The organism is Streptomyces sp. NBC_01384 (assembly GCF_045040035.1).
Taxonomy (GTDB): Bacteria; Actinomycetota; Actinomycetes; order Streptomycetales; family Streptomycetaceae; genus Streptomyces.
This window is the reverse complement of record NZ_CP109559.1, coordinates 9,560,429-9,579,604: the sequence shown is the minus strand read 5'-3', so window position 1 is coordinate 9,579,604 and position 19,176 is coordinate 9,560,429. Positions and strand designations below refer to the sequence as shown.

General features: G+C 69.2%; 22 protein-coding genes and 4 pseudogenes. 15 read left to right on the top strand and 11 right to left on the bottom strand.

Annotated features, from left to right (window positions below):
• Positions 1 to 33: 33 nt before the first annotated feature.
• Positions 34 to 522: pseudogene (locus OG747_RS44080) on the bottom strand (GntR family transcriptional regulator); the annotation flags it as partial.
• Here OG747_RS44080 and OG747_RS44075 point away from each other — a divergent pair.
• A complete protein-coding gene (locus tag OG747_RS44075) occupies positions 481 to 792 on the top strand; it encodes an SDR family oxidoreductase (protein ID WP_405884978.1) in 312 nt (103 codons plus the stop codon). The pseudogene OG747_RS44080 and the gene OG747_RS44075 overlap by 42 nt on opposite strands.
• Before the next feature lie 49 nt (positions 793 to 841).
• Entirely contained in the window at positions 842 to 1,414 is a 573-nt protein-coding gene (locus OG747_RS44070) for a TetR/AcrR family transcriptional regulator (RefSeq protein ID WP_405884977.1), read from the top strand.
• Here OG747_RS44070 and OG747_RS44065 read toward each other — a convergent pair.
• Positions 1,389 to 1,910 (bottom strand): CoA transferase, encoded by a 522-nt coding sequence (locus tag OG747_RS44065; RefSeq protein ID WP_405886017.1) that lies wholly within the window; start codon positions 1,908 to 1,910, stop codon positions 1,389 to 1,391. The genes OG747_RS44070 and OG747_RS44065 overlap by 26 nt on opposite strands.
• Positions 1,861 to 2,586, bottom strand: coding sequence for a CaiB/BaiF CoA transferase family protein (locus OG747_RS44060; protein WP_405884975.1), 726 nt, complete (start codon positions 2,584 to 2,586; stop codon positions 1,861 to 1,863). Before OG747_RS44060 ends, OG747_RS44065 begins: the two co-directional genes overlap by 50 nt.
• Before the next feature lie 73 nt (positions 2,587 to 2,659).
• Between OG747_RS44060 and OG747_RS44055 the strand changes: the two genes are divergently transcribed.
• A complete protein-coding gene (locus OG747_RS44055) occupies positions 2,660 to 3,832 on the top strand; it encodes an acyl-CoA dehydrogenase family protein (RefSeq protein ID WP_405884974.1) in 1,173 nt (390 codons plus the stop codon).
• Positions 3,833 to 4,132: 300 nt separating this feature from the next.
• Here OG747_RS44055 and OG747_RS44050 read toward each other — a convergent pair whose 3' ends face one another.
• Entirely contained in the window at positions 4,133 to 4,618 is a 486-nt protein-coding gene (locus tag OG747_RS44050) for a PaaI family thioesterase (protein ID WP_405884973.1), read from the bottom strand.
• Positions 4,619 to 4,708: 90 nt separating this feature from the next.
• On the opposite strand from OG747_RS44050, the gene OG747_RS44045 reads away from it, so the two are divergent.
• Positions 4,709 to 5,188, top strand: coding sequence for a winged helix-turn-helix transcriptional regulator (locus OG747_RS44045; RefSeq protein WP_405884972.1), 480 nt, complete (start codon positions 4,709 to 4,711; stop codon positions 5,186 to 5,188).
• 283 nt (positions 5,189 to 5,471) lie between these two features.
• Positions 5,472 to 6,140: a transposase gene (locus OG747_RS44040; protein ID WP_405886015.1), complete on the top strand. Its 669-nt coding sequence runs from the start codon at positions 5,472 to 5,474 to the stop codon at positions 6,138 to 6,140.
• Between the two features lie 296 nt (positions 6,141 to 6,436).
• On the opposite strand, the gene OG747_RS44035 is transcribed toward OG747_RS44040, so the two are convergent.
• Entirely contained in the window at positions 6,437 to 7,189 is a 753-nt protein-coding gene (locus OG747_RS44035) for a helix-turn-helix domain-containing protein (RefSeq protein ID WP_405884971.1), read from the bottom strand.
• 3 nt (positions 7,190 to 7,192) lie between these two features.
• Here OG747_RS44035 and OG747_RS44030 point away from each other — a divergent pair, with 3 nt between their 5' ends.
• Entirely contained in the window at positions 7,193 to 7,561 is a 369-nt protein-coding gene (locus OG747_RS44030) for a hypothetical protein (RefSeq protein ID WP_405884970.1), read from the top strand.
• 217 nt (positions 7,562 to 7,778) lie between these two features.
• Here the strand turns inward: OG747_RS44030 and OG747_RS44025 are convergent, their stop codons facing one another.
• The 3 genes from OG747_RS44025 to OG747_RS44015 all read right to left on the bottom strand — a co-directional run bounded on the left by OG747_RS44025 (position 7,779) and on the right by OG747_RS44015 (position 9,378).
• Positions 7,779 to 7,934 carry a hypothetical protein gene (locus OG747_RS44025; protein ID WP_405884969.1) on the bottom strand — a complete coding sequence of 52 codons (156 nt, stop codon included), beginning with the start codon at positions 7,932 to 7,934 and terminating at the stop codon, positions 7,779 to 7,781.
• Positions 7,935 to 7,963: 29 nt separating this feature from the next.
• Entirely contained in the window at positions 7,964 to 8,122 is a 159-nt protein-coding gene (locus OG747_RS44020; RefSeq protein ID WP_405884968.1) for a hypothetical protein, read from the bottom strand.
• Positions 8,123 to 8,418: 296 nt separating this feature from the next.
• Complete coding sequence (locus OG747_RS44015) at positions 8,419 to 9,378, bottom strand: GlxA family transcriptional regulator (RefSeq protein ID WP_405884966.1); 960 nt, start codon at positions 9,376 to 9,378, stop codon at positions 8,419 to 8,421.
• A 156-nt stretch (positions 9,379 to 9,534) separates the two neighbouring features.
• On the opposite strand from OG747_RS44015, the gene OG747_RS44010 reads away from it, so the two are divergent.
• Positions 9,535 to 10,797 (top strand): MFS transporter, encoded by a 1,263-nt coding sequence (locus OG747_RS44010; protein ID WP_405884964.1) that lies wholly within the window; start codon positions 9,535 to 9,537, stop codon positions 10,795 to 10,797.
• 35 nt (positions 10,798 to 10,832) lie between these two features.
• Here the strand turns inward: OG747_RS44010 and OG747_RS44005 are convergent.
• Positions 10,833 to 11,872, bottom strand: a pseudogene (locus OG747_RS44005) (IS110 family transposase).
• Between the two features lie 83 nt (positions 11,873 to 11,955).
• Between OG747_RS44005 and OG747_RS44000 the strand changes: the two are divergent.
• Positions 11,956 to 12,255: pseudogene (locus OG747_RS44000) on the top strand (IS701 family transposase); the annotation flags it as partial.
• 95 nt (positions 12,256 to 12,350) lie between these two features.
• Here the strand turns inward: OG747_RS44000 and OG747_RS43995 are convergent.
• A complete protein-coding gene (locus tag OG747_RS43995; protein ID WP_405884963.1) occupies positions 12,351 to 12,956 on the bottom strand; it encodes a TetR/AcrR family transcriptional regulator in 606 nt (201 codons plus the stop codon).
• Entirely contained in the window at positions 12,953 to 13,897 is a 945-nt protein-coding gene (locus OG747_RS43990) for an SDR family NAD(P)-dependent oxidoreductase (RefSeq protein ID WP_405884962.1), read from the bottom strand. The genes OG747_RS43995 and OG747_RS43990 overlap by 4 nt, the downstream gene beginning before the upstream one ends.
• A 47-nt stretch (positions 13,898 to 13,944) precedes the next feature.
• Between OG747_RS43990 and OG747_RS43985 the strand changes: the two genes are divergently transcribed.
• The 7 genes and pseudogenes from OG747_RS43985 to OG747_RS43955 all read left to right on the top strand — a co-directional run bounded on the left by OG747_RS43985 (position 13,945) and on the right by OG747_RS43955 (position 18,540).
• Positions 13,945 to 14,298 (top strand): hypothetical protein, encoded by a 354-nt coding sequence (locus OG747_RS43985; RefSeq protein ID WP_405884961.1) that lies wholly within the window; start codon positions 13,945 to 13,947, stop codon positions 14,296 to 14,298.
• Complete coding sequence (locus OG747_RS43980; RefSeq protein WP_405884960.1) at positions 14,288 to 14,452, top strand: hypothetical protein; 165 nt, start codon at positions 14,288 to 14,290, stop codon at positions 14,450 to 14,452. Before OG747_RS43985 ends, OG747_RS43980 begins: the two co-directional genes overlap by 11 nt.
• A 346-nt stretch (positions 14,453 to 14,798) precedes the next feature.
• The gene (locus OG747_RS43975) at positions 14,799 to 15,695 is read left to right on the top strand and encodes a condensation domain-containing protein (protein WP_405884959.1); all 897 of its coding nucleotides are present in this window, start codon (positions 14,799 to 14,801) and stop codon (positions 15,693 to 15,695) included.
• Between the two features lie 73 nt (positions 15,696 to 15,768).
• Positions 15,769 to 15,813, top strand: a pseudogene (locus OG747_RS43970) (hypothetical protein); the annotation flags it as partial.
• A 57-nt stretch (positions 15,814 to 15,870) separates the two neighbouring features.
• A complete protein-coding gene (locus OG747_RS43965; RefSeq protein WP_405884958.1) occupies positions 15,871 to 16,866 on the top strand; it encodes a threonine/serine dehydratase in 996 nt (331 codons plus the stop codon).
• Positions 16,867 to 17,134: 268 nt separating this feature from the next.
• Positions 17,135 to 17,263: a hypothetical protein gene (locus OG747_RS43960; protein WP_405884957.1), complete on the top strand. Its 129-nt coding sequence runs from the start codon at positions 17,135 to 17,137 to the stop codon at positions 17,261 to 17,263.
• Between the two features lie 26 nt (positions 17,264 to 17,289).
• On the top strand, positions 17,290 to 18,540 hold the full coding sequence (locus OG747_RS43955; RefSeq protein ID WP_405884956.1) for an MFS transporter: 1,251 nt from the start codon (positions 17,290 to 17,292) through the stop codon (positions 18,538 to 18,540).
• The last annotated feature ends 636 nt before the right edge of the window (positions 18,541 to 19,176 follow it).

Genomic DNA, 19,176 nt, shown 5'->3' with positions numbered 1-19,176 from the left:
CGGGCGAGCGCCCGCCCGTCGGTCGCGGCGCGCTCACGTGCGGAGCAGCAACTGGAACTCGAAGGCGTACCGCGAGGAACGGTAGATGTGGGTGCCGTACTCGACCGCGCGGCCGCTGTCGTCGTAGGCCGTGCGCTGCATGGTGAGCAGGGCGGCGCCCACGGACTGGCGGGCGCTGTGCAGGGTGATGCCGACGGCGCGCATCATGCGGTACAGGCCGGTCGACTCCAGCCGGGCGGTGTCGACGTCCAGCACCCCCTCCGGAATGTAGTTGCACAGGGCCGCCACGGGCCGGCCGTGGGTGAGGCGCAGCCGCTCCACGCGGTGCACTCCGCTGCCCTCGGCGATGCCCAGCGCGGCCGCGACCTCGGCGGACGCCGGCTCGACCGCGTTGTGCAGCACCTGGGTCGTGGGACTCTGTGCGGCGCTCTCCAGGTCGTCGTAGAGACTGCTGAGCTCCAGTGGGCGTTTGACCTGGCTGTGCACCACTTGGGTGCCCACGCCTCGGCGGCGGACCAGGAGCTCGCCGCCCGGCCGCTGGTCGCGGACGCACCGCGAGTTCGGCACTCGATCCGGGTGAACACGGTGGCCCCCGGCTTCTTCCGCAGCCAGATCACCAGCCCGCTCTCCGAGGGCGAGCGCGCCGCCGAGTACCTGCGCCGCAACACCCCACTGCCGAAGGAGGGGACGGCCGACGACATCGTCGGTGCGGTCCTGTGGCTCGTCGGCGACGCCGGTGGTTACGTCACCGGGCAGACGGTCGTCGTCGACGGCGGCTGGACGGCACACTGACCATTCGATCACGCCCCTTGAATTGAAAGGGAGCGGCTACGCTGAGGTCATGCCGTCCAGACGTCGTACAGCGCGCCAGACCGACCTGCTCGAGCGGCTGGTCGCGTTGCTGGCGGCGGAGGGTTTCGCATCGTTCACGCTCGACGAGCTGACCGAGCGGCTGCACTGCTCGAAGACGACATTGTACCAACTGGCGGGCAGTAAGCAGGAGTTGGTCCGGGAGGCGGTGAAGCACTACTTCCGAGGGGCCGCCGAGGCCATCGAGAAGCAGGTGGCGGACACCTCCGCGCCCGCGGAGCGCGTGGTGGTCTACTTGAACGCGGTCGCCGAGCAGCTGAGGCCGCTGTCCCGGCGATTCCTCGACGACATGGCGGAGTTCGAGCCGGCCCGCGAGGCGTACGAGGCCAACACCCGTCTTGCCGCGGGCCGGATCAGGCAGTTGATCGCGGACGGCGTGGCCGCCGGAGCCTTCCGTGACGTCCACGCCGCGTTCGTGGGCGAGGTCGTCGCCGCCACCATGCAGGAGATCCAGCGCGGCGAGGTTGCCGCGCGCACCGGGTTGAGCGACGCGGAGGCCTACGGCGAGCTGGCGTCGCTCATCGTGCACGCGGTCTCGCCCTGACCGGAGGGTCGGCGGGCAAGGAGCCGACGCCCCAGTCCCGGAACACGGACTCCGCGTCCGCGCCCGACTCCCCGTCCGCGCCCGTACCCGCGTCCGATGCGCCCAGGGCTGAAGGCCGGCTGCTGGGCGTACGCGAGAAGCGTGGGGCCGGTGCGGCCTGGAGGATGCCGTCGACCTCGATCAGGGTGCTCCGGGCCACGATATGCGGGTGGGTTCCCGCCTCGGCGAAGGTGAGTACGGGCGTCACGCACGCGTCCGTACCGGCGAAGTGCGCGGCCCAGTCGTCGCGCGTCCGGGAGGCGAACCGCTCCGTGAACCGTGCCCGCAGCGCCGGCCAGCCGCTGCGGTCGCCCTGGGCGGGCAGCCCGGCCGGGGCGACCCCCAGCCCGTCGAGCAGGGCCGCGAAGAAGTGCGGCTCGAGTGCGGCGACGGCGACGAATTTCCCGTCACCGCACGCGTAGGTGTCGTAGAAGGGGGGCCGCCCCGTCGAGGAGATTCGCGTTCCGCTCGTCCGACCACTCGCCCATGCCGCGCAGCGCGTACGTCATCTGGCCGAGCAGGGCGGTCCCGTCGACCATGGCGGCGTCGACGACCTGCCCGGCACCGGAGCGTGAGCGCTCCCAGAGCGCGGCCAGGACACCGATGACCAGGAGCATGGATCCGCCCCCGAAATCCCCCACCAGGTTGAGCGGAGGGGGCGGCGAACCGTCGGCACGGCCCATCGCATGGAGCAGGCCGGTGAGACCGATGTAGTTCAGGTCGTGTCCGGGGTCCTGGGCGAGCGGGCCGTCCTGACCCCAGCCGGTGATCCGTGCGTGGACGAGCCCCGGGTTCTGTGCGCCGCAGTCGTCGGGGCCGACTCCCAGCCGCTCGGCGACGCCCGGCCGCAGGCCCTCGATCAGGACATCGGACCGGGCGGCCAACGCCCGTACGAGCGAACGTCCTTCGGGCTCCTTGATATCCGCGAAGACCGACCGGCGGCCGCGCCGCACGACGTCGGTCGCGCCGACGGGGCCGAGCCGAAGCGCCCGGCCGGACGGCCGCTCGACGCGCACCACGTCGGCACCGAGATCGGCCGGCACCATGGCCGCGTGCGGAGCCGGCCCGAGCCCCACGAGTTCGAGGACACGTAAGCCGACGAGGGGACCGCCGGATCCATCTCTGGACAGCATGGCGTTACGGTACCAATAACGATACTGTTGTATCGCTTTCAGTATCACATTCGTCAGCGACCGAGGAAATCCCATGCCAGCTACCCGAACGCTTCCCTCCCCGGAAGCCGTGGATCTGATCGGCCTGACCCGTGAGCTCGCCGAGAAGGAGCTCGCGCCGCGCGTCGCCGAGGCCGAAGCCGGGGAGAAGTTCCCCCGCGAGGTCTTCCGCACGCTCGGCCGGGCCGGCCTGCTGAGCCTGCCCTACCCCGAGGAGTACGGCGGCGGTGGCCAGCCCTACGAGGTCTACCTGCAGGTTCTCGAAGAGATCGGGGCGGTGTGGGCCAGCGTCGCGGTCGGCGTCTCGGTGCACGCGCTGTCCTGCTTCGGCCTCGCCGCCTTCGGCACCGAGGAGCAGAAGAACGAGTGGCTCCCCGGCATGCTCAGTGGCGAGCTGCTCGGCGCCTACTGCCTGTCCGAAGCCCATGCCGGTTCCGACCCCGGGGCGATGCGCACCCGGGCCGTCAGGGACGGCGATCACTACGTCCTCAACGGCGCCAAGGCGTGGACCACGCACGGCGGGCACGCGGACTTCTACACGGTCATGGCGCGTACGTCCGACGCGGGCTCGCGGGCCATTTCCTGCTTCCTCGTCCCCGCCGACACCCCCGGCCTGATAGCCGATCCCCCCGAGCACAAGATGGGCCTGACAGGGTCGGCCACCGCCACCGTGCGCCTGGAGGACGTACGCGTCCCCGCACACCGCAGGCTCGGCGAGGAGGGCCAGGGGCTCACCATCGCCTTCGCCGGACTGGACTGCGGACGGCTCGGCATCGCGGCCGTGGCCACGGGCCTCGCCCAGGGGGCACTGGACCACGCGCTGCGTTACTCCCGCGAACGCGAGACCTTCGGCCGTCCCATCATCGAGCACCAGGGGCTGGCCTTCGTCCTGGCGGACATGGCCGCGGCGGTACAGGCCTCGCGCGCCACCACGCTCGCCGCCGCCCGTCTCAAGGACCAAGGGCTCCCGTTCGCCTGCGAAGCCTCCATCGCCAAGCTGATCGCCACCGACAACGCCATGAAGGTCACCACAGACGCCGTCCAGGTGCTCGGAGGCTCCGGCTACACCCGTGACTTCCCGGTCGAGCGCTATATGCGCGAGGCCAAGGTCATGCAGATCTTCGAAGGCACCAACCAGATCCAGCGCCTGATCATCGGTCGCGCACTGCGGGAGAACGACCGGGGCACCCTCAGGGTCCGGGACTGACGGAGGCGGCACGCACCGACGCCGCCTCGGAGTCGGCCGTGGTTCTCCACCGGCTTCTCGCGGCGCGGCCGCCGCGTCCCCGAGCCGCCTGTGAGGCGTCGGCGGTCTGGGCGGGCACGGCGTCCAGTTGCTGCGCGCGGTGGGCGCCTGCCGACCGCAGCACCGGACCTGCCGCTCATGCCGCCGGTCGAGGCGGACCGCATCGAGCTCCGCGATGAGGGGCCACAGATTTCCCTCGTCGGCCAGGAAGTCGTTTCAGCGGGTCGACCGGCAGAGCCCCCGTCCGGCTCCGGTCGTACATCAGACCGGGAACAACAGGCAGCTGCTGGTGGTGTGGGCGAGGAGCCGGTCGGCGGAATCGAAGAGCTCGGCCTGGGCGAGGGCGGTGCGGCGTCCGCTGTTGAGGACGGTGCCCACGGCGCGGACCTTGCCGGTGTCCACGGTGATCGGGCGTAGGAACTTCACGTTCAGGTCGAGCGAGGTGTACCCCATGCCCTGCGGCAGGACCGACTGCACCGCGCAGCCCGCGGCCGAGTCGAGGAGGGTGGCGTAGACGCCGCCGTGGACGCTTCCGATCGGGTTGTAGTGCTCCTCGCCCGGTACCAGGGCGAAGACCACCCGGCCGTACTCGACCTCGTCGAGGGTCATGCCGACGGTCGCCGAGATCGGCGGGGCGGGGAGCCGTCCGGCCTGCATCTCGCGGAGGAAGTCCAGACCGCTGTGCTCCCCGACGACGGCGGCGGAGACGGTCGGGTCCTCCCAGTCGTATGTGCGTGACCTGCCCATGGCACTCCCTCGATCATCTGGCTGCTCTCTTCGAAGCTAGCCAGTGCGAGACCTGGCTGTCAATGTCGAAGCCAACCTAGGATGGGGGGTATGACATGGCTCGAGACAAGCACCGAGAACTGCACGATCCAGCGGACTCTCGACCTGGTCGGCGAGAAGTGGTCGCTGCTGGTCCTGCGGGACGCCATGAACGGCGTACGGCGCTTCGACGACTTCCGGCGGCACGTCGGGCTGTCCGAGAGCGTGCTCGCGGACCGGCTGCGCAAGCTCGTCGCGGCCGGCATCCTGAACACCGTCCCCTACAGCGAGCCCGGCAGCCGCACCCGCCACGAGTACCGGCTCACCCGCAAGGGCTGGGAGCTGTGGCCCGCGATGATCGCCCTCAAGCAGTGGGGTGACCGCTACGTCGCGGACCCCGAGGGTCCCCCCACGGAGGTCACGCACGCCGACTGCGGCCGGCCGGTGCAAGCCGCGGTCATCTGCACCGCGGGACACGGATCGCTCATTCCGCCGGAGGCGCGCACCCGCCCCGGCCCGTCGGCGAAGCCCGCGGACCTGACCGCTCGTTAGGCGGGGATCTACCGGTATCGCCATGCCGATGAGCCGCGTTGGAGCGCCGCTGAGGCCGTGGGGTGAACGAGCAGCTGCATCTTGCGCCCGGCCCGCAGCGGTATGCCCCGGCTCGCCGGGGTCCAGGGTGCGCGCCGAGCAGCTCGATCGACCTATGACGGGGCCGGCGCCGCAGGCTGCCCGCCCACCGCATGACCACCGCCACCGCATCCGGGGCGTACCCGTTCCTCGCCGAGGGCGGCCTGGGCGCCGAGGGGAGCGTGATCCGCAAGTACTGGCGGGGATGGCGCTGGGCCGCATGCTGGAGAAGGTGCCGCTGCTGAACCGCGCGCTGTCCAACAGCTTCACCGATCACCATGCATTCATGGTCGCGGCGATGCTGCGGGCGATCGACCAGGCAGACGCCCGGATCGCTCAACTGAGCCCGGAGATCGCTCGTCAACTGCAGCCGCTGCGGCGCCAGGTCGAGCTGCTGACCACGATCCCCGGCGTCAGCCTGGTCCTGGCTCAGGTGATCATCGCGGAGATCGGGGTGGACATGAGCAGGTTCGCTACCGCCGGCCACCTCGCCTCCTGGGCTGGGATGTGCCCGGGAAACAACGAGTCCGCCGGCAAACGAATGTCCGGCCGCACCCGACACGGCGACACATGGCTCAAGACTGCTTTGTACATGGCCGGTTCAAGCGCCGCCCGGATGAAGGCCACCTACCTCGGCGCCCAGTTTCGGAGGCTGGTGCCACACCGCGGCGTGAAACGGGCGACCGTCGCGGTCGGGCACTCCATCCTCGTCGCCTCGTGGCACATCTTGCACGACGGTGTCCCCTACCGGGACCTGGGAGCGGATCACTTCACCATTCGACTGGGCAGGGAACGGCAAACCCGACGCCTGCTCGCCCAACTCGCGGCACTTGGCCACGACGTCACCATCGCACCCCACCAGGACACTGCTTGACCTGGGCTAACGCGAGAGCCCGCGGCTGATTTCCAAGAGAGCTCCGGTTGGAGCGGGTGCCCCCTCAGTGGCTGTTCTGCGGGTGTTCGGTGGTTCTCGTCGCGCTTGAGGGCGGGTTGTCAGGTTCCGGGGCTTCACGGTTGGCCCGGGGTACGGTCTGCTGGAAAGCAGGGGCGGGCGCAAGTCGTACCCGAGCGATCTGCCGGATGAGGCATGGGATCCGGGCAGAAGGAAGCGGAGCTGATCGGCTCCGAGAGGGGGACCCGCCGGGGCCATGAATGCCAAGGTTGACGGGTCTACGCCGGGGCGCCGGACGCTCCCGGGCGGAGGATCTCCGACGGGGTGCGGCCGGCGAGGGTTCGCGCCGTGCGGGTGAGGTGTGCCTGGTCGGCGAAGCCCGCGAAAGCAGCCGCGGCGGCCGCGGACTCGGCCGGTAGTTCGGTCATGGCGGTGCGCAGCATGGCCCACAGGCGTAGCCGCGGGAGCGGGATACCCACCCAGTCGCGGACGAGGGTGCGCAACCGCGGCTGGGAGAGCCCGACCTGGGTGGCGACCGCGCCGATCGTGGCGGTGGACCCGGGGCGGGTGATCTCCCGCACCGCGTGGGCGACCCTGGAATCGAGCGGGGTGCCCGCTCCGGCGAGGGTCGCGAGCTCGGCACGGGCCGCGTCCAGGTCAGCGCCGGGGCCGGGATGGTCGAGGGCCGCGAGTACGCGGTGGGTCGCGGTCTCGTTCAGGCGGGTCGGGCCGGTGCCGAGCGCCAGCTCCCACGGGTCCAGGAAGAGGGCGACGTAGGCCGACGAGACGGCGCAGGTGTGTGCCAGCTGCGGCGGCACGATCACGCCGACCGCGGCGACGGTGCGGTTACCGCCGTAGCCGACCTCGACACCGCCGCCGAGCGCGAGCACGATCTTCCACGCTGGGTGCCGGTGGGGGCGTACCCGAAAGGCGCCGGACTCGGCGAACATCGTCGCCGCCGGGCCGGACGCGAAGTGGAGTCGGCGATCGTTTCGTTCAAGCGTCCACGCCCGGGTCGGCGGCACTGTCATGGCATGAATTCTATTGTGGCCGTCGCCTTGGCGGCCTTCCTGATTGTCAACGGCGTCGCGCACTTCGTGCGCCCGGACTACGTCCGCCGGATGGTCCCTTCCTGGCTGGGTCGCGCACGACTGCTCGTCGCTGCGGGCGGGGTTGCGCTGATCACCGACAGTGTTCTCCTCCTCGCGCCGCGGAGCCGAGCGGCGGGCGGGTGGATCGCCGCGGCGATGATCTCGGTCTTCCTCGTCGCCCATCTCGATGGGCTGGCCCGGGTAGTGGCTGAGCGGCCGCGCCGTGCTCGCGGGTTGGCGAGCGCAACCGTCAAGGTGCTTCTCAACTTTGCCTACATCGGTTGGGCCGTCGCTGTTGCGACGACGGTTTGAGCCCGGCCACCAAGGCCTGGCCGAACACGCGCGGAACAGCCACTCAAGTCGCCCTGCCGAACCGGAGCTTCGATGTGCCGTCAGTCTGCCAGGGTCTGCCTGATCAAGTCGCCCTTGCGCCAGCACCGCGCACTGCCGGGACTGCCGCAGCGACTGGCCGCACTGGCGGATCCGCGGCACCGGCGCGGGAAGCGTCACCCGTTCGTGAGCGTATTGCTCACTGCGTGCTCAGCCGTGCTGGCTCGCGGGCGGCATCATCGACGCCGGTCCCCTGACCGGGCTGTCGGCGGGCGATCTTCGACTCCCGCCTCCAGGCGGCCTTCGCCGCCGCCCGCGCGGCGGCGACCCGGCTTCCCGCCGAGGGCTCGCTCACGTTCAGCTCGGGGATGTCAAGTCCTGAGCTCAGGTGGTGGGGTTAGGTGAGGGTTCTGCTTCCTCGGCTGTGCCGAAGCGGCCGAGGGGAGTGGTCGATCCGGCGGCGGCGGTCGCGTCGTCGGAGTCCGGCCCCGGCTGCGAGCGCAGGAGTGGGGTGTCGATCCGGCCGAAGCGGACGGTGTCCACGCCCAGCCGTGCAGGGCCACCGAAGCCCCACCGCGCCTATGCCCGCGACCTGGCACGGACGGTTTCGGAGACAGTGGCCTCGCAGCCGGCACCGATCGCGTAGTGCCGTCGCCACTGGTCGGTCCTCTGCTCGTGCCGGATCTGGGTGCACTGCAGCCGATCGTGCACTCGCGGCAGGCTTTGCGTGGAAAAAGCACCGGCAGCCGGGGTGCCCATCGCCGAGGGTGGGCTTCCAGGGTGAGCTGGTCCCGCCGTGGGGGCAGGTCAGGGAGCCGCAGAGCGCCAGCAGCTCCCGCTCAAGGAGTCAGAATCGTCCGGCCGGAGAACGCGGCCCGATACTCGGAGGGCGACACGTCGAGGATTCTCCGAAAATGCAGGCGGAGGTTGGATCCGGTTCCCAATCCGACGCGCTCGGCGATCTGGTCGACCGGGAGCTTCGTGGTTTCCAGGAGTGCTCGGGCAGCGTCGACTCGAGCGCGGAGGACCCACTGCAGCGGCGTCTTGCCGGTCTCCTCGGCGAAGCGGCGCATGAAGGTGCGCAGCGACATCCGCGCGTGCGTCGCGAGATCGGTGACTGCGAGCGGTTCGTGGAGGCGCGTCAGCGCCCATTCCCGGGTCGCCGCGAGCGTATCGCCATGCGGTGCCGGGCTGCTTCGGGGAAGGTACTGAGCCTGGCCGCCGCTCCGATAGGGCGCCGTCACCAGACGGCGGGCGATGTCGTTCGCCACGCTCACGCCGAGGTCGCGCCGGACGATGTGAAGGCACAGGTCGATGCCCGCCGCGACACCGGCTGATGTGAGGACCGAACCCTCATCGACGAACAGAACATTGGGCTCCACCACGATGTCCGGATGGCGCAGCGCCAGCATGTCCGCTGCGTCCCAATGCGTTGTCGCGCGCCGCCCTTCCAGCAGACCTGCGTCGGCCAGGGCGAACGCGCCGTAGCAGATCGATGCGATGCGGGCTCCTCTTGAATGCGCCCTCCGAAGCGCTTCGTGCACTGCGGCCGGGATCGGCCGGCCGACCGGCGCGTAGCCGGGGACGATGATGGTGTCCGCCCTGGTCAGCGCGTCGAGACCCTGCGGCACCGTGTACCCGAAACCCTCACTGGACGGCACCGTTCCCGCAGCGACGCCGCACACTGTCAGCTCGTACGGGAGTCCGTCACGCGAATGGAACACCTGGGTCGGGATGCCGACGTCGAGCGGGAGCGCCCCATCCAGCACAAGCACCATCACCTGGTGTGAACTCATCATCGTCCCTCTCCTCGGCTCGCGGCGCTCAATCCCCTGCGGCAGGATCCTCGCACATATTGGCATTCTTGCCACTGGAGGGTGTCGTCCAGCCGCTCGACACTGAGTGGGCCGTCCAGTCGGGTTCGGTCCTATGTCGAGTGGATAGGAGTTGGTTCCATGCCGCGTCCAACGGTTCCGCCGGTCGTTGCCTTCGTCTCGTCAGCTATCGCGTTCATGACAGTGATGGCCGCCGCGGGAGCACCGAGCGCCCTGCTGGTCGTCTACCAGCAGCACTGGCATTTTTCCGACAGCGAGCTGACGGTCGCGTTCGCGATCTACGCCCTCGCGCTCCTCCTCGCGCTCCTCGGCATCGGTTCCCTGTCGGATCGAATCGGTCGCCGTCCGGTACTCATCGCGGCCCTCGCACTTCAGGCGGTTGCGATGGTGGTGTTCCTGCTCGCGCCGAATATCGGCGTCATTATCGTCGCGAGGGCGTTGCAGGGCTTCGCGACGGGAGCGGCTACGAGCGCGTTCAGCGCCTACATCCCCGAGGTCGCACCGGCGGCACAGAAGAAGGTCGCAGCACTGGTCGTGAGCATCGCATCCGTCGCCGGTCTCGGCATCGGTGTCGCCCTCACCGGCATCGCCATCCAGTTCGCGGCAGCACCCGCCGCAGTCGTGTTCGGAGCCGCACTCGCGATTGTCGTCATCGCCATCGTCGTCACAGCGGCCTCGCCTGAGACGGTCGGCGAGTGTCAAACCGGCGATGCCCTCGTGCCACGCATCGGCGTTCCATCCGCGGCCCGGACCGCGTTCGCTCGCACTGCCCCAGGGATGATCGGGATCTGGATGTCGGCCGGGCTGGTCCTCGGCCTCGGGGCGTCGATCGTCCATCAAGCCCTGCACGTCACCAGCGGAGCCGCCCTCGGCCTGGTAGTCGCCGCCCAGCCCCTGGCTGCGGCCGTCTCCGCGCTCCTGCTTGGCCCGCTGATGCCGCCCCGGCGGTTCATGCTCGCCGGATATGTTGCCGTGCTCGCCGGTGTGTCGCTGGAGGCGTGCTCGTTCGCGGCGGGCCTCGCATCGCTGATCATCTGCGGCGCGGTCATCACCGGCCTTGGCTTCGGCGCCGTCTTTTCCAGTACGCTCGGGATCCTTGTTCCGCTGACGCGCGCGCAGGAGCGGGCGAGGCTGTTCTCCGCCGTCTACGTCGTGGCTTATCTCGCGTATGGCATCCCTACCATCGTGGCCGGCTTCCTCAGTGACGCCATCGGTTTGGTGCCCGCAGCAGTCATCTACGCCGCCGCAACAGTCGCCATAACAGCCGCTGGACTGATCGTCTCGCTCTCCCGGACGGGATCGATGCAGAGGGACGCTCTGCCCGGCGGCACGCAAGAAGCACGAGCGCACGACGTGCGAGCGTCCACATCAAGCGCGGCCTAGCTTGACTCTGATGCTCGTATAGCTGTCAAGGAAGGTCAGGCTGCGGTTGCCAGGCTTCGGCAGGAGGTCAGGTGGTGGCCTGCAGTTCGGGGGACGAGTAGGCGGTAGACCTCACGGACGATGTGCCGTTTCAAACAGCGGATGATCTCGGTCTTCGCCTTGCCTTCGGCTGTCCGGCGGGCCACGTAGGCCTGTGTGCGTGGCTCCCAGGCCATCCGGCTGACCGCGATCGTGTAGAGGGCGTGGTTGGCTTGGCGGTCGCCACCGCGGTTGTGGCGGTGGCGGCTGGTCTTGCCGGAGGAGGCGGGGATCGGGGCGACGCCGCAGAGGTGGGCGAAGGCAGATTCGGAGCGGAGCCGTCCGGGGTTGTCGCCGACAGCGATGAGCAAGGCCGCGACGGTCTCGGCACCAAGTCCCTTAACGGCCATGAAGTCAGGTGCGGCCTGGCCGACGAGCCGCTGGAGGTGGCGGTCAAGCTCTGTGATTTCGTCGTCGAGCTGTTGGTAGCGGTGCGCGATGGACTTCATCGCCAGTTTGGTGACCGTAATCAAGGTGTCCGGCTCGACTCCTGGGCGCCACCGGGTGACGGTGCGGATCAGTTCGGCTCGATGGTGAGCTGGTTGACGGCTTGTGTGCGGGCCTTCATCGCGCTGCGTCGGGCGACCCGCAGGGCACGGATCATCTCGATGGCGCCGCCGCCGCTCTTGGGTGTCGCTGTGGCGGTCCCGGCCTGCACTGCCCGTGCGGCGACTTCGGCATCAACGGCATCGGATTTGCCGCGGCGGCGTGTCCGACGATTCGGGCGGTTGACCTCAATGACACGGTGGCCGCGCTGCCGCATCCTCCTCGACAGGCCGGCGCCGTAACAGCCGGTGCCTTCCAGGCCCACTTGCTCGACGGTGCCCAGGCTGGTGGCCCATCCTTCCAAGGACGCATAGCCGCCTGGCGTCGAGGGGACGACGAGCGTGCCCAGCCGAGGCCCGAGTTGATCGAGAGCGGCAGCGACATGGACATCGGCGTGGGTGTCGACTCCGAGGTTCTCGGTGGTGGCGAGCCTGGACGGACAAGGACCCACCCTCCGAGCTCCAGGCCCTGATCGATGCGGTCACCACCGGACACGGCATTGATCTCTACTGCCGGATTCAACGAACTACCGGTAGCAAGCCCGACGAGATCGCCTACTACCTCGCCTACGCCCCTTTGGAAGCCACCGTTAAGGAGTTGGTGCGAACCGCCGGGACGCGCTGGGCGATCGAAGAGTGCTTCCTGGCCGCGAAGAACGAGTGCGGCCTGGACCAGTACGAAGTCCGTCGCTACGTGGGCTGGTACCGGTACATCACTTCGGCCATGCTCGCGCACGCCTTGCTGGCGGCCATGGCGCACCAGGTCCGGGAAAAGGGGGCGGCGCCGGTGGGACAGCCGGGGCAATCGAGTTCACAGTGGCGGGGTTTCGGCTGATTGACCGGGACCCATATCTGCCCGAGTGCCGGACTGGTGGTCGAGCACGCTGCGAGGTTGCGCATGTCCCGGCCGAGCGAAGGCCAGTCCGCCGGTCATGCGACGGTGGCGCCCAGCAGGAGGTCGAAGGCGTCATTCGCCTCGCGGAGCACCGCCGTCGCGTCGTGGCGGCCGAGGCGCCACGCCGCCTGGTAACAGGCGACGGTCAACTGGGCGGCGAGGACGGCGGTGGCCGGCGGGGTGCCGTGGTCGATCAGGTGTTTCTCGAGGAGGTCGGCGTAGTGCCGGGTCTTGCGGGTGTGGCGGTCTTCGAGCTCGGGGTGCTGCTCGACCAGACGGTGGTAAACCGCGTAGTGGTCGGGGTTGCGGGCGGCCTCCGTGCAGATCGCGAGCAGCAGCCGCCGAGATGTGGCCAGTGCCTGCGCGAGATCCTGGAGCGGCTCGGTGGGCGCATCGTGCATGGCCGCGGTGAGCGCGCGCAGGAAGTCGTCCTCGGTGGAGAAGACGACTTCCTGCTTGTCGCCGAAGTAGCGGAAGAAGGTGGTGCGGCCGATCTCGGCCCGCTGGGCGATCTCGTCCACGGTGACGACATCGAACCCCCGCTCCATGAAGAGCGCGAAGGCCGTCTCGATGATCCGTTCCCGGGTCTGGCGGCGTTTGCGATCCCGCAATGACTCCACCGGAAACTTGTTCGCGCTCATTCGGCCAGGATATCCGCCCGTCCCGCCCGGCGGTCAGCGTCGACGAGGCGGGCGGCCTCGCGCCACAGCTCCTCCTCGCGGGCCTCGTCGTGCGACTCTGGCGACGACGGCACGTTGCAGCCGCGATCGAGGTAGGACCCGGTCCGGGCGGTCAGCCCGGTCAGGATCGTCTCAGCGAGCCGCGCGCCCGCCTGCTGCGGCGTCATGCCCCGGCCGAGGAATCGCTGAAGCTGGAAGAATCCGTTGAGCACGCCCCGCACGGGCCCCGGGGCGTGGCGGAAGAAATCGGTGCCCGCGACGAGCGCCGGGTTGTAGGAGTAGACACCGACGCTCTCGGGCAGGCGGCGGGCCAGCGCGTGGGTCAGGTAGATAACGCCGAGTTTGCTGGTCGCGTACGCCCGCCCGGCCTCCCGCGCGCCACCGGCACGAGGCGTGGCCAGTCGTTCCGGCGTCTCCCAGCGCGGCGGCGGCGTGGCGCCGAGCGTGTAGCGGAACTGCCCGAAGTGGCAGTCGCTCGAGGTGAGCACGATCCAGCCCGGACCGGTAAACCGGGGCAGCAGCTCCCTGACGAGCAGGTAGTGGGACAGCACATTGACCCCGAAGGTCATCTCGTACCCGTCCGTGGTGCGTTTCTCGGTCGTCGTGACCGTCAGGCCGGCGTTGCCGAGATAGCCACCGAGCGGCGGCAGGTACCCGGTGTCGAGCCCACGCAGAATCTCCTCCACCGCCCGCCTGATCTCGGCGAGCGAAGCGAGGTCACAGTCCACGCCTGTGACCCCGGAAGCGCCGGTGGCCTCGGCGAGTTCCGCAGCGAGGCGTTCGCCGCCGCGGCGAGCCAGCACGACGTAGTGGTCCTGCGGCCGTTCCCGGATCAGCAACTCGACGGACTCGCGGCCGAAACCGCGGGTCACTCCGGTCAACACGATGGTCCGGCTATCCATGGCCGACTCCTCGGTACTAAGTTCCAAGTGGTACTCAGTACCGTAACATGTCATGGTTCACTTCCACATCGAGCGACGAAACCGCCGCTGACACGCTGGCCCGCATTCCCAGGCTCGAACGGATCTACATCCGCGGCGTGTACTTCCCGGCCACGAGGCGTGTGCGGGACCCCTCGAACTGGTACCCGAGCTTCAAGGCGGCGATCGACGGGCTGACCGACGAGAAGCGCAAGGGCCAGGTCCTGACGGTGGGTGTGCTGTCGGACGACTCCGACGAGCACGTGGTCGGCCCGGACATGCGGCTCGGCGACGTTGTGACGCGGCCGCACATCACGATGCTGATCTTGGACCTGACCCGCCAGGCCGGGTCGGCCGCGGGGGAGGCCGCCGATGCCCGGTGACCGCCCACCCCTGCCCGCCCCCGCGAAGGGCTGCCTGTGCGGTTGGGGCGGCTGCAGCGGCCGTTCCGAGGGGCGGGTGTGGTCCAAGCCGCTCCGCCGCGGCGACTACGTGCGGGACCGGGCCGTGGTCGAACGTCCGGGCGGGGCCGGGTGACCGCTGGTGATTCCCGTCCCGCGCGAGCTGCGCCCCTGCCCCGACTGCCACAAGGGCGTCCTGTGGACGGTGACCCGGAACGGCAAGTGGCTCCTGGTCGACGGCAAGCCGGACGACCAGAGCAACCAGGCGTGCTACCGGGACGACCCCGCACGTGGAAATCGCGCTCCCTCGATGCGGCTGGTGCAGAACCGCCCGCCAGGTGGGAGCACCGGTTCATGCCCCACGTGCGGACGTGCCCGAGCCGGGGCCGCAGCAGGCGGAGCTGCCCCTGGACACGCCGCAGCCTGCGGTGCGTGCGGCGCACACGCGGATCGCGGAGGCCCGGTAGGCCGAGCGCGACGCGGTGACCGCCGCCCGCGAGATCGGCATCCAATGGCGGAAGATAGCCGAAGCGATCGGCATGGCGCAGTCAAACGCCTCCCGCAAGTATGGGCCTGCCCGCACCCGTCGGCAGGCTCACCGGTCGTACGAGGACTTCGTCGCCGAACAAGTCGAGTACGCGGGCAGCGCTGCCTACGAACGCGATGTGGCGTTCTGGCGGGCGCGAGCCGACGAGATCCCGTCGAGCATCCCGCCGACCTCGGCGCACACCGACGTCACCGGGATCGAGACTGTCCGGACGGTGCCTATCGCCCCGGACGACTGGCGCGAGGTGCTCCGATTCGCCCGGCACGCGGCCGCCACCCCGTTCACAGTGATCCTGACCTGTCTCGGCAGAGCGCTGCGGCATCTTGTGGGGCAGTCCCGGATCGCCATCGGGCTCTCGGTGTCGATGCGACCGCCCGAAGGCTACGAGGCGGTCGTCGGCAACTTCACCAACATCGTTCCCGTCGTACTGGACCTGCGGTCCGGTCCGCTGCTCCGGCAGGTCGGACACACGACGGACGCAGTCCTGGACAGTTTCGACCACGCGCGCGTGCCCATACAGGACATCCTTCCCGCGCAGACCGGACAGAACCGACGGGACAGGGCCCAGCCGCTGACCGTGACAGCGACCACCTATGCCCAGCACGACCGGCTCACCCTGCCCCGCGGCGGAACCGCTCACACTGTTCCGGTCCACCGAGGCGCTTCCAAGGTGGGTCTGAGCGTGTACCTGGCGGTGGGCGCGGACTCCGCCGAGATCCATGTGGTGAGCGGGGCCAGCCGGCAGGTGATCGGCAGCGGACCGGTGGCTGACGAACTCCGGGCCGAGATCTGCCGGCTGGTGCGGGAGCGAGACACCTCGATCGGCGCATGACATCGGAAAACGGAGGACAGCGCACATGGACGAGCTCAACTACGTGGTGGTCAACGAAGAGGAGTAGTACTCGATCTGGCAGTCCACGGCTTCCTTACCGGCCGGCTGGTCGGCCGTCGGGCAACCGCAGCCCAGGGAGGACTGCCTCGACCGGATCGAGAAGCTCTGGACGGACATGCGGCCCGCCAGTGTCCGGCGCTGGGTGCGCCAGGAGACGGCCGAGGCCGGTGCTGCGGCGAACCCGCCGAAGCTGGTGTCGGCACATGACGTCGAATCGGCAGCGGAACGGATCAAGCCGCACATCGATCACACCAAACTGGTGCCCGTCATCGGTACCGACGGGATCCATGCCAAGCTGGAATGCGATCAGCCCACGAACTCTTTCAAGATCCGGGGCGCGATCAACGCCGTGGCCGTTCTGGCCGAAGAGGGCGCCGTCCGGCACATAGTGGTCCACTCGTCGGGCAACTACGCGCGCAGCATCGCGCACGCCGCCCGGCTGTACGGGATCAAGGTGACTGCCGTGCTCCCCGACACCGCGCCGCCGGTGAAGGTGGACGCCGTTCGGCGGCTCGGCGCCGAGGTCCTCGTCGTTCCGCCCGCCCAGCGGGAGAGCGCGGCGTCGGACCTGTGCGCGGAGAGCGGCGGTCGGCTCGTACCGGCGGACGAATTCGCCGCGATCGCCGGAGCCGGTACCGTCGGGCTCGAGATCGTGCACGACCTTCCCGAGACGGCCGCGATCCTCGTGCCTGTCTGCAGCGGCAGCCAGTTGGCGGGCATTTCCGCGGTCCTGAAGGCCGAGCACCCGTCCGTCCGTGTCATCGGGGTCGAGCCCGAACTCGCCGCCGACGGCGCGGAAAGTCTCCGCCGCGGTGCATTGACCTCCTGGCCGGTCGAACTGACATACCGCACAGTCGCCGATGGACTGCGTGCGCCATCCATGGGCCGGCTGGCATGGGCGCACATCCGACGCTTCGCCGACGACATACTCACCGTCGACGAGGATGCCATCGTCGAAGCGTCCGCACTGCTGCGGACCAGTACGGGGGTCACCGCGGAGCCGAGCGGCGCAGTGGGCCTGGCAGCTTGGCTGCGACACCGTGAGACTCTGCCCCGGGGGCCGGTGGTGGCAGTGGTGACGGGGGGCAACGCGGCTGCGGACCCCGCCTGATCCTTGACCCACGCGAGAGTTGTGCCAGTCCATCATTTTCACCAACTCAAGCCACTGCAGCACCAGTTGGCGCGAGCCCCGGTCTCGTTGCTATGGTCGCGCCATGCAGATGCGACTCGGCCCTTCCGGTTGGCGTAGCCCCTGAGGGGCGACGCCGGTCACATCCGCATTCCTGACGTACCGCGGCCGCCTGAATCCGGGCGGCCGTTTGCGTACGCGCCTTCGGCGGTCCGGCGCGGCGGCTTCCCTCGCTGAGAGAGCAGAAGCCATGCCACACCTCACCGCCATCACCATGTCCGGCAAGCACCTGCCGTGTACGCGGCTGCTCCTGCCGCCGCATCAAGCGCGGACACCACGCGGGACCCTCATCGACCAGTCCTTCGGCTCCGGCCGGTAGCGGAACCGGAGATGATCCCAGTGAACATGCCCACGTCCATCAGGCGCATCGCTCCGGAACCCGGGCCGGTGCGAATCCTGGCCGTCGCCACCTTGGTCAACATGGTGGGCAACGGTTTCTACGCCAGCGTCAGCATGCTCTTCTTCACCCGCAGCCTCGGACTGTCCGCCCAGACAGTGGGCGTGTGCCTCACGGCGGCAGCACTCCTCGGCGTTCCCTCCGCGATCCCGGTCGGGCACCTCGGGGACCGGCTCGGAACCCGAAGGGTCTTCATCGCCCTCCAACTGCTGCAGGCCGTCTTCATGGCCGCACTCCCTCTCGTCCACGGGATCGGTGCCTTCGTCGTGGTCATCTGCGGGGTCACAGCAGGGCAGCGGGGTGCCCTGGCCGTCAACGGGGCACTGATCGGCCAGGTCGGACCCCCCGAACACAGAGCGCGGACCAGGGCGTACCTCCGGTCGATCACCAATCTGGGGGTGTCCTTGGGAATCGCGCTCTCCGGTTTCGCCCTGCAGGCCGACTCCCAGGGCTTCTACAGCGCGTTGATCTGGGCCAACGCGTTCAGCTTCGTCCTGACCGCGATGCTTCTCCTGCGGTTGCCGGATGATCGGCAGGGGACGCCCAAACCGAAGATCCGGGGCACTGAGGCACTGCGCGACCGCCCCTACCTCGCCATTGCGGGACTCAGCGGCATTCTTTCCTTCCAGTACGACGTCATCGCCATCGCCTTGCCGCTGTGGGTCGTGGAACACACGGCGGCGCCTCGCTGGCTGGTCGCCGTACTGCTGTTCCTCAGCGGAGCCATGGTCGTGCTGTGCCAAGTGCGGGCGGCCCGTCCTGTGGTCGACGTGCCCTCCGCCGGCCGGATCACCCGGCGAGCAAGCATCGTGTTCCTGGCCAGCTGTTGTCTGTTCGCGTCCGCGGCCGGCACTCCCGCAGTCATGGCGATCGTCCTGCTCACGCTCGCCGTGCTCGTTCATTCTCTGGGCGAAGTATGGTTCGCCGCCGGCACGTTCGAGCTCAGTTACGGGCTGGCCCAGGACCACGCCCACGGCCAGTACCAAGGCACGTTCAATCTCGCCGCCGGCCTCGTCAGAACCACCTCACCGGTCGTCCTGGCGCAGCTCTGTCTGACCTGGGGACGCCCAGGCTGGGTCACTCTGGGCATCATGTTCTCCGTCACAGGACTGACCGTCCCGCCGGTCGCGAGGTGGGCCGAGCGCAGACGACGCGCCGAACAGCCGACACGGGGATCCGATCACCTGCCCCTGGGTTGACAGATTGACTACCGCATGGACGGCAGCCGCCACGTGGAGCGTCCGTGACCAGTTACGCGGAGTCGACACTCTGATCGCTTCCGTCACCCCGATGGCGACCGGCAGCCCACACACGCACAGCACGAAGATCGCCGCGCATCCGCCTATGTTGATCTCCGTCCTCTCTCATAGGCGTTTCGTGGTGGTGCCCGCACAACCGGGAGGTCAGGGACAGAAGCGAACGTGAACCTTCCCAGGGAAGCTTCACCGAAGCGAGTCCCCTCCGTCCAGTCCTTCCGGCCCTATTCGATGCCCTGCCGGGAACACCCGATGAAGTTTCACTGCCTGACAGTCCCTCCACTGAATGCAACCCCGCCAAGGCTGCGGCCGTCCTGCCTTCCGACCCCCTTCACGGCATCTGGCAGCCAGCCAGAATTTCGGGGATGCTCGGTTCAGCGGGCCGCAACAGTTCTCCACCACCAGGCCTGCAGGGAATGGGGAACACGCCCGAGTTTGGGATCGAGACACGAAGTGCTTACTACGCTCGCACCGGAGCCCTCCGCGCTTCCGATGAACCCTCGGTCAGACAGTGTCTCTGCAGTCCGCCCTGAGGCCAGACTTCGCCCGGCAGCCGGACAGCCGCAAACGCTCCCGTTC

What these genes read in the sequence shown, in the direction of transcription:
- OG747_RS44070 (WP_405884977.1), top strand. Translation starts at nt 842, where the DNA reads ATGCCGTCCAGACGTCGTACAGCGCGCCAGACCGACCTGCTCGAGCGG.
- OG747_RS44060 (WP_405884975.1), bottom strand. Translation starts at nt 2,586, where the DNA reads ATGCTGTCCAGAGATGGATCCGGCGGTCCCCTCGTCGGCTTACGTGTC.
- OG747_RS44055 (WP_405884974.1), top strand. Translation starts at nt 2,660, where the DNA reads ATGCCAGCTACCCGAACGCTTCCCTCCCCGGAAGCCGTGGATCTGATC.
- OG747_RS44050 (WP_405884973.1), bottom strand. Translation starts at nt 4,618, where the DNA reads ATGGGCAGGTCACGCACATACGACTGGGAGGACCCGACCGTCTCCGCC.
- OG747_RS44045 (WP_405884972.1), top strand. Translation starts at nt 4,709, where the DNA reads ATGACATGGCTCGAGACAAGCACCGAGAACTGCACGATCCAGCGGACT.
- OG747_RS44040 (WP_405886015.1), top strand. Translation starts at nt 5,472, where the DNA reads ATGGCGCTGGGCCGCATGCTGGAGAAGGTGCCGCTGCTGAACCGCGCG.
- OG747_RS44035 (WP_405884971.1), bottom strand. Translation starts at nt 7,189, where the DNA reads ATGACAGTGCCGCCGACCCGGGCGTGGACGCTTGAACGAAACGATCGC.
- OG747_RS44030 (WP_405884970.1), top strand. Translation starts at nt 7,193, where the DNA reads ATGAATTCTATTGTGGCCGTCGCCTTGGCGGCCTTCCTGATTGTCAAC.
- OG747_RS44015 (WP_405884966.1), bottom strand. Translation starts at nt 9,378, where the DNA reads ATGATGAGTTCACACCAGGTGATGGTGCTTGTGCTGGATGGGGCGCTC.
- OG747_RS44010 (WP_405884964.1), top strand. Translation starts at nt 9,535, where the DNA reads ATGCCGCGTCCAACGGTTCCGCCGGTCGTTGCCTTCGTCTCGTCAGCT.
- OG747_RS43995 (WP_405884963.1), bottom strand. Translation starts at nt 12,956, where the DNA reads ATGAGCGCGAACAAGTTTCCGGTGGAGTCATTGCGGGATCGCAAACGC.
- OG747_RS43990 (WP_405884962.1), bottom strand. Translation starts at nt 13,897, where the DNA reads ATGGATAGCCGGACCATCGTGTTGACCGGAGTGACCCGCGGTTTCGGC.
- OG747_RS43985 (WP_405884961.1), top strand. Translation starts at nt 13,945, where the DNA reads ATGTCATGGTTCACTTCCACATCGAGCGACGAAACCGCCGCTGACACG.
- OG747_RS43980 (WP_405884960.1), top strand. Translation starts at nt 14,288, where the DNA reads ATGCCCGGTGACCGCCCACCCCTGCCCGCCCCCGCGAAGGGCTGCCTG.
- OG747_RS43965 (WP_405884958.1), top strand. Translation starts at nt 15,871, where the DNA reads ATGCGGCCCGCCAGTGTCCGGCGCTGGGTGCGCCAGGAGACGGCCGAG.
- OG747_RS43960 (WP_405884957.1), top strand. Translation starts at nt 17,135, where the DNA reads ATGCCACACCTCACCGCCATCACCATGTCCGGCAAGCACCTGCCGTGT.
- OG747_RS43955 (WP_405884956.1), top strand. Translation starts at nt 17,290, where the DNA reads ATGCCCACGTCCATCAGGCGCATCGCTCCGGAACCCGGGCCGGTGCGA.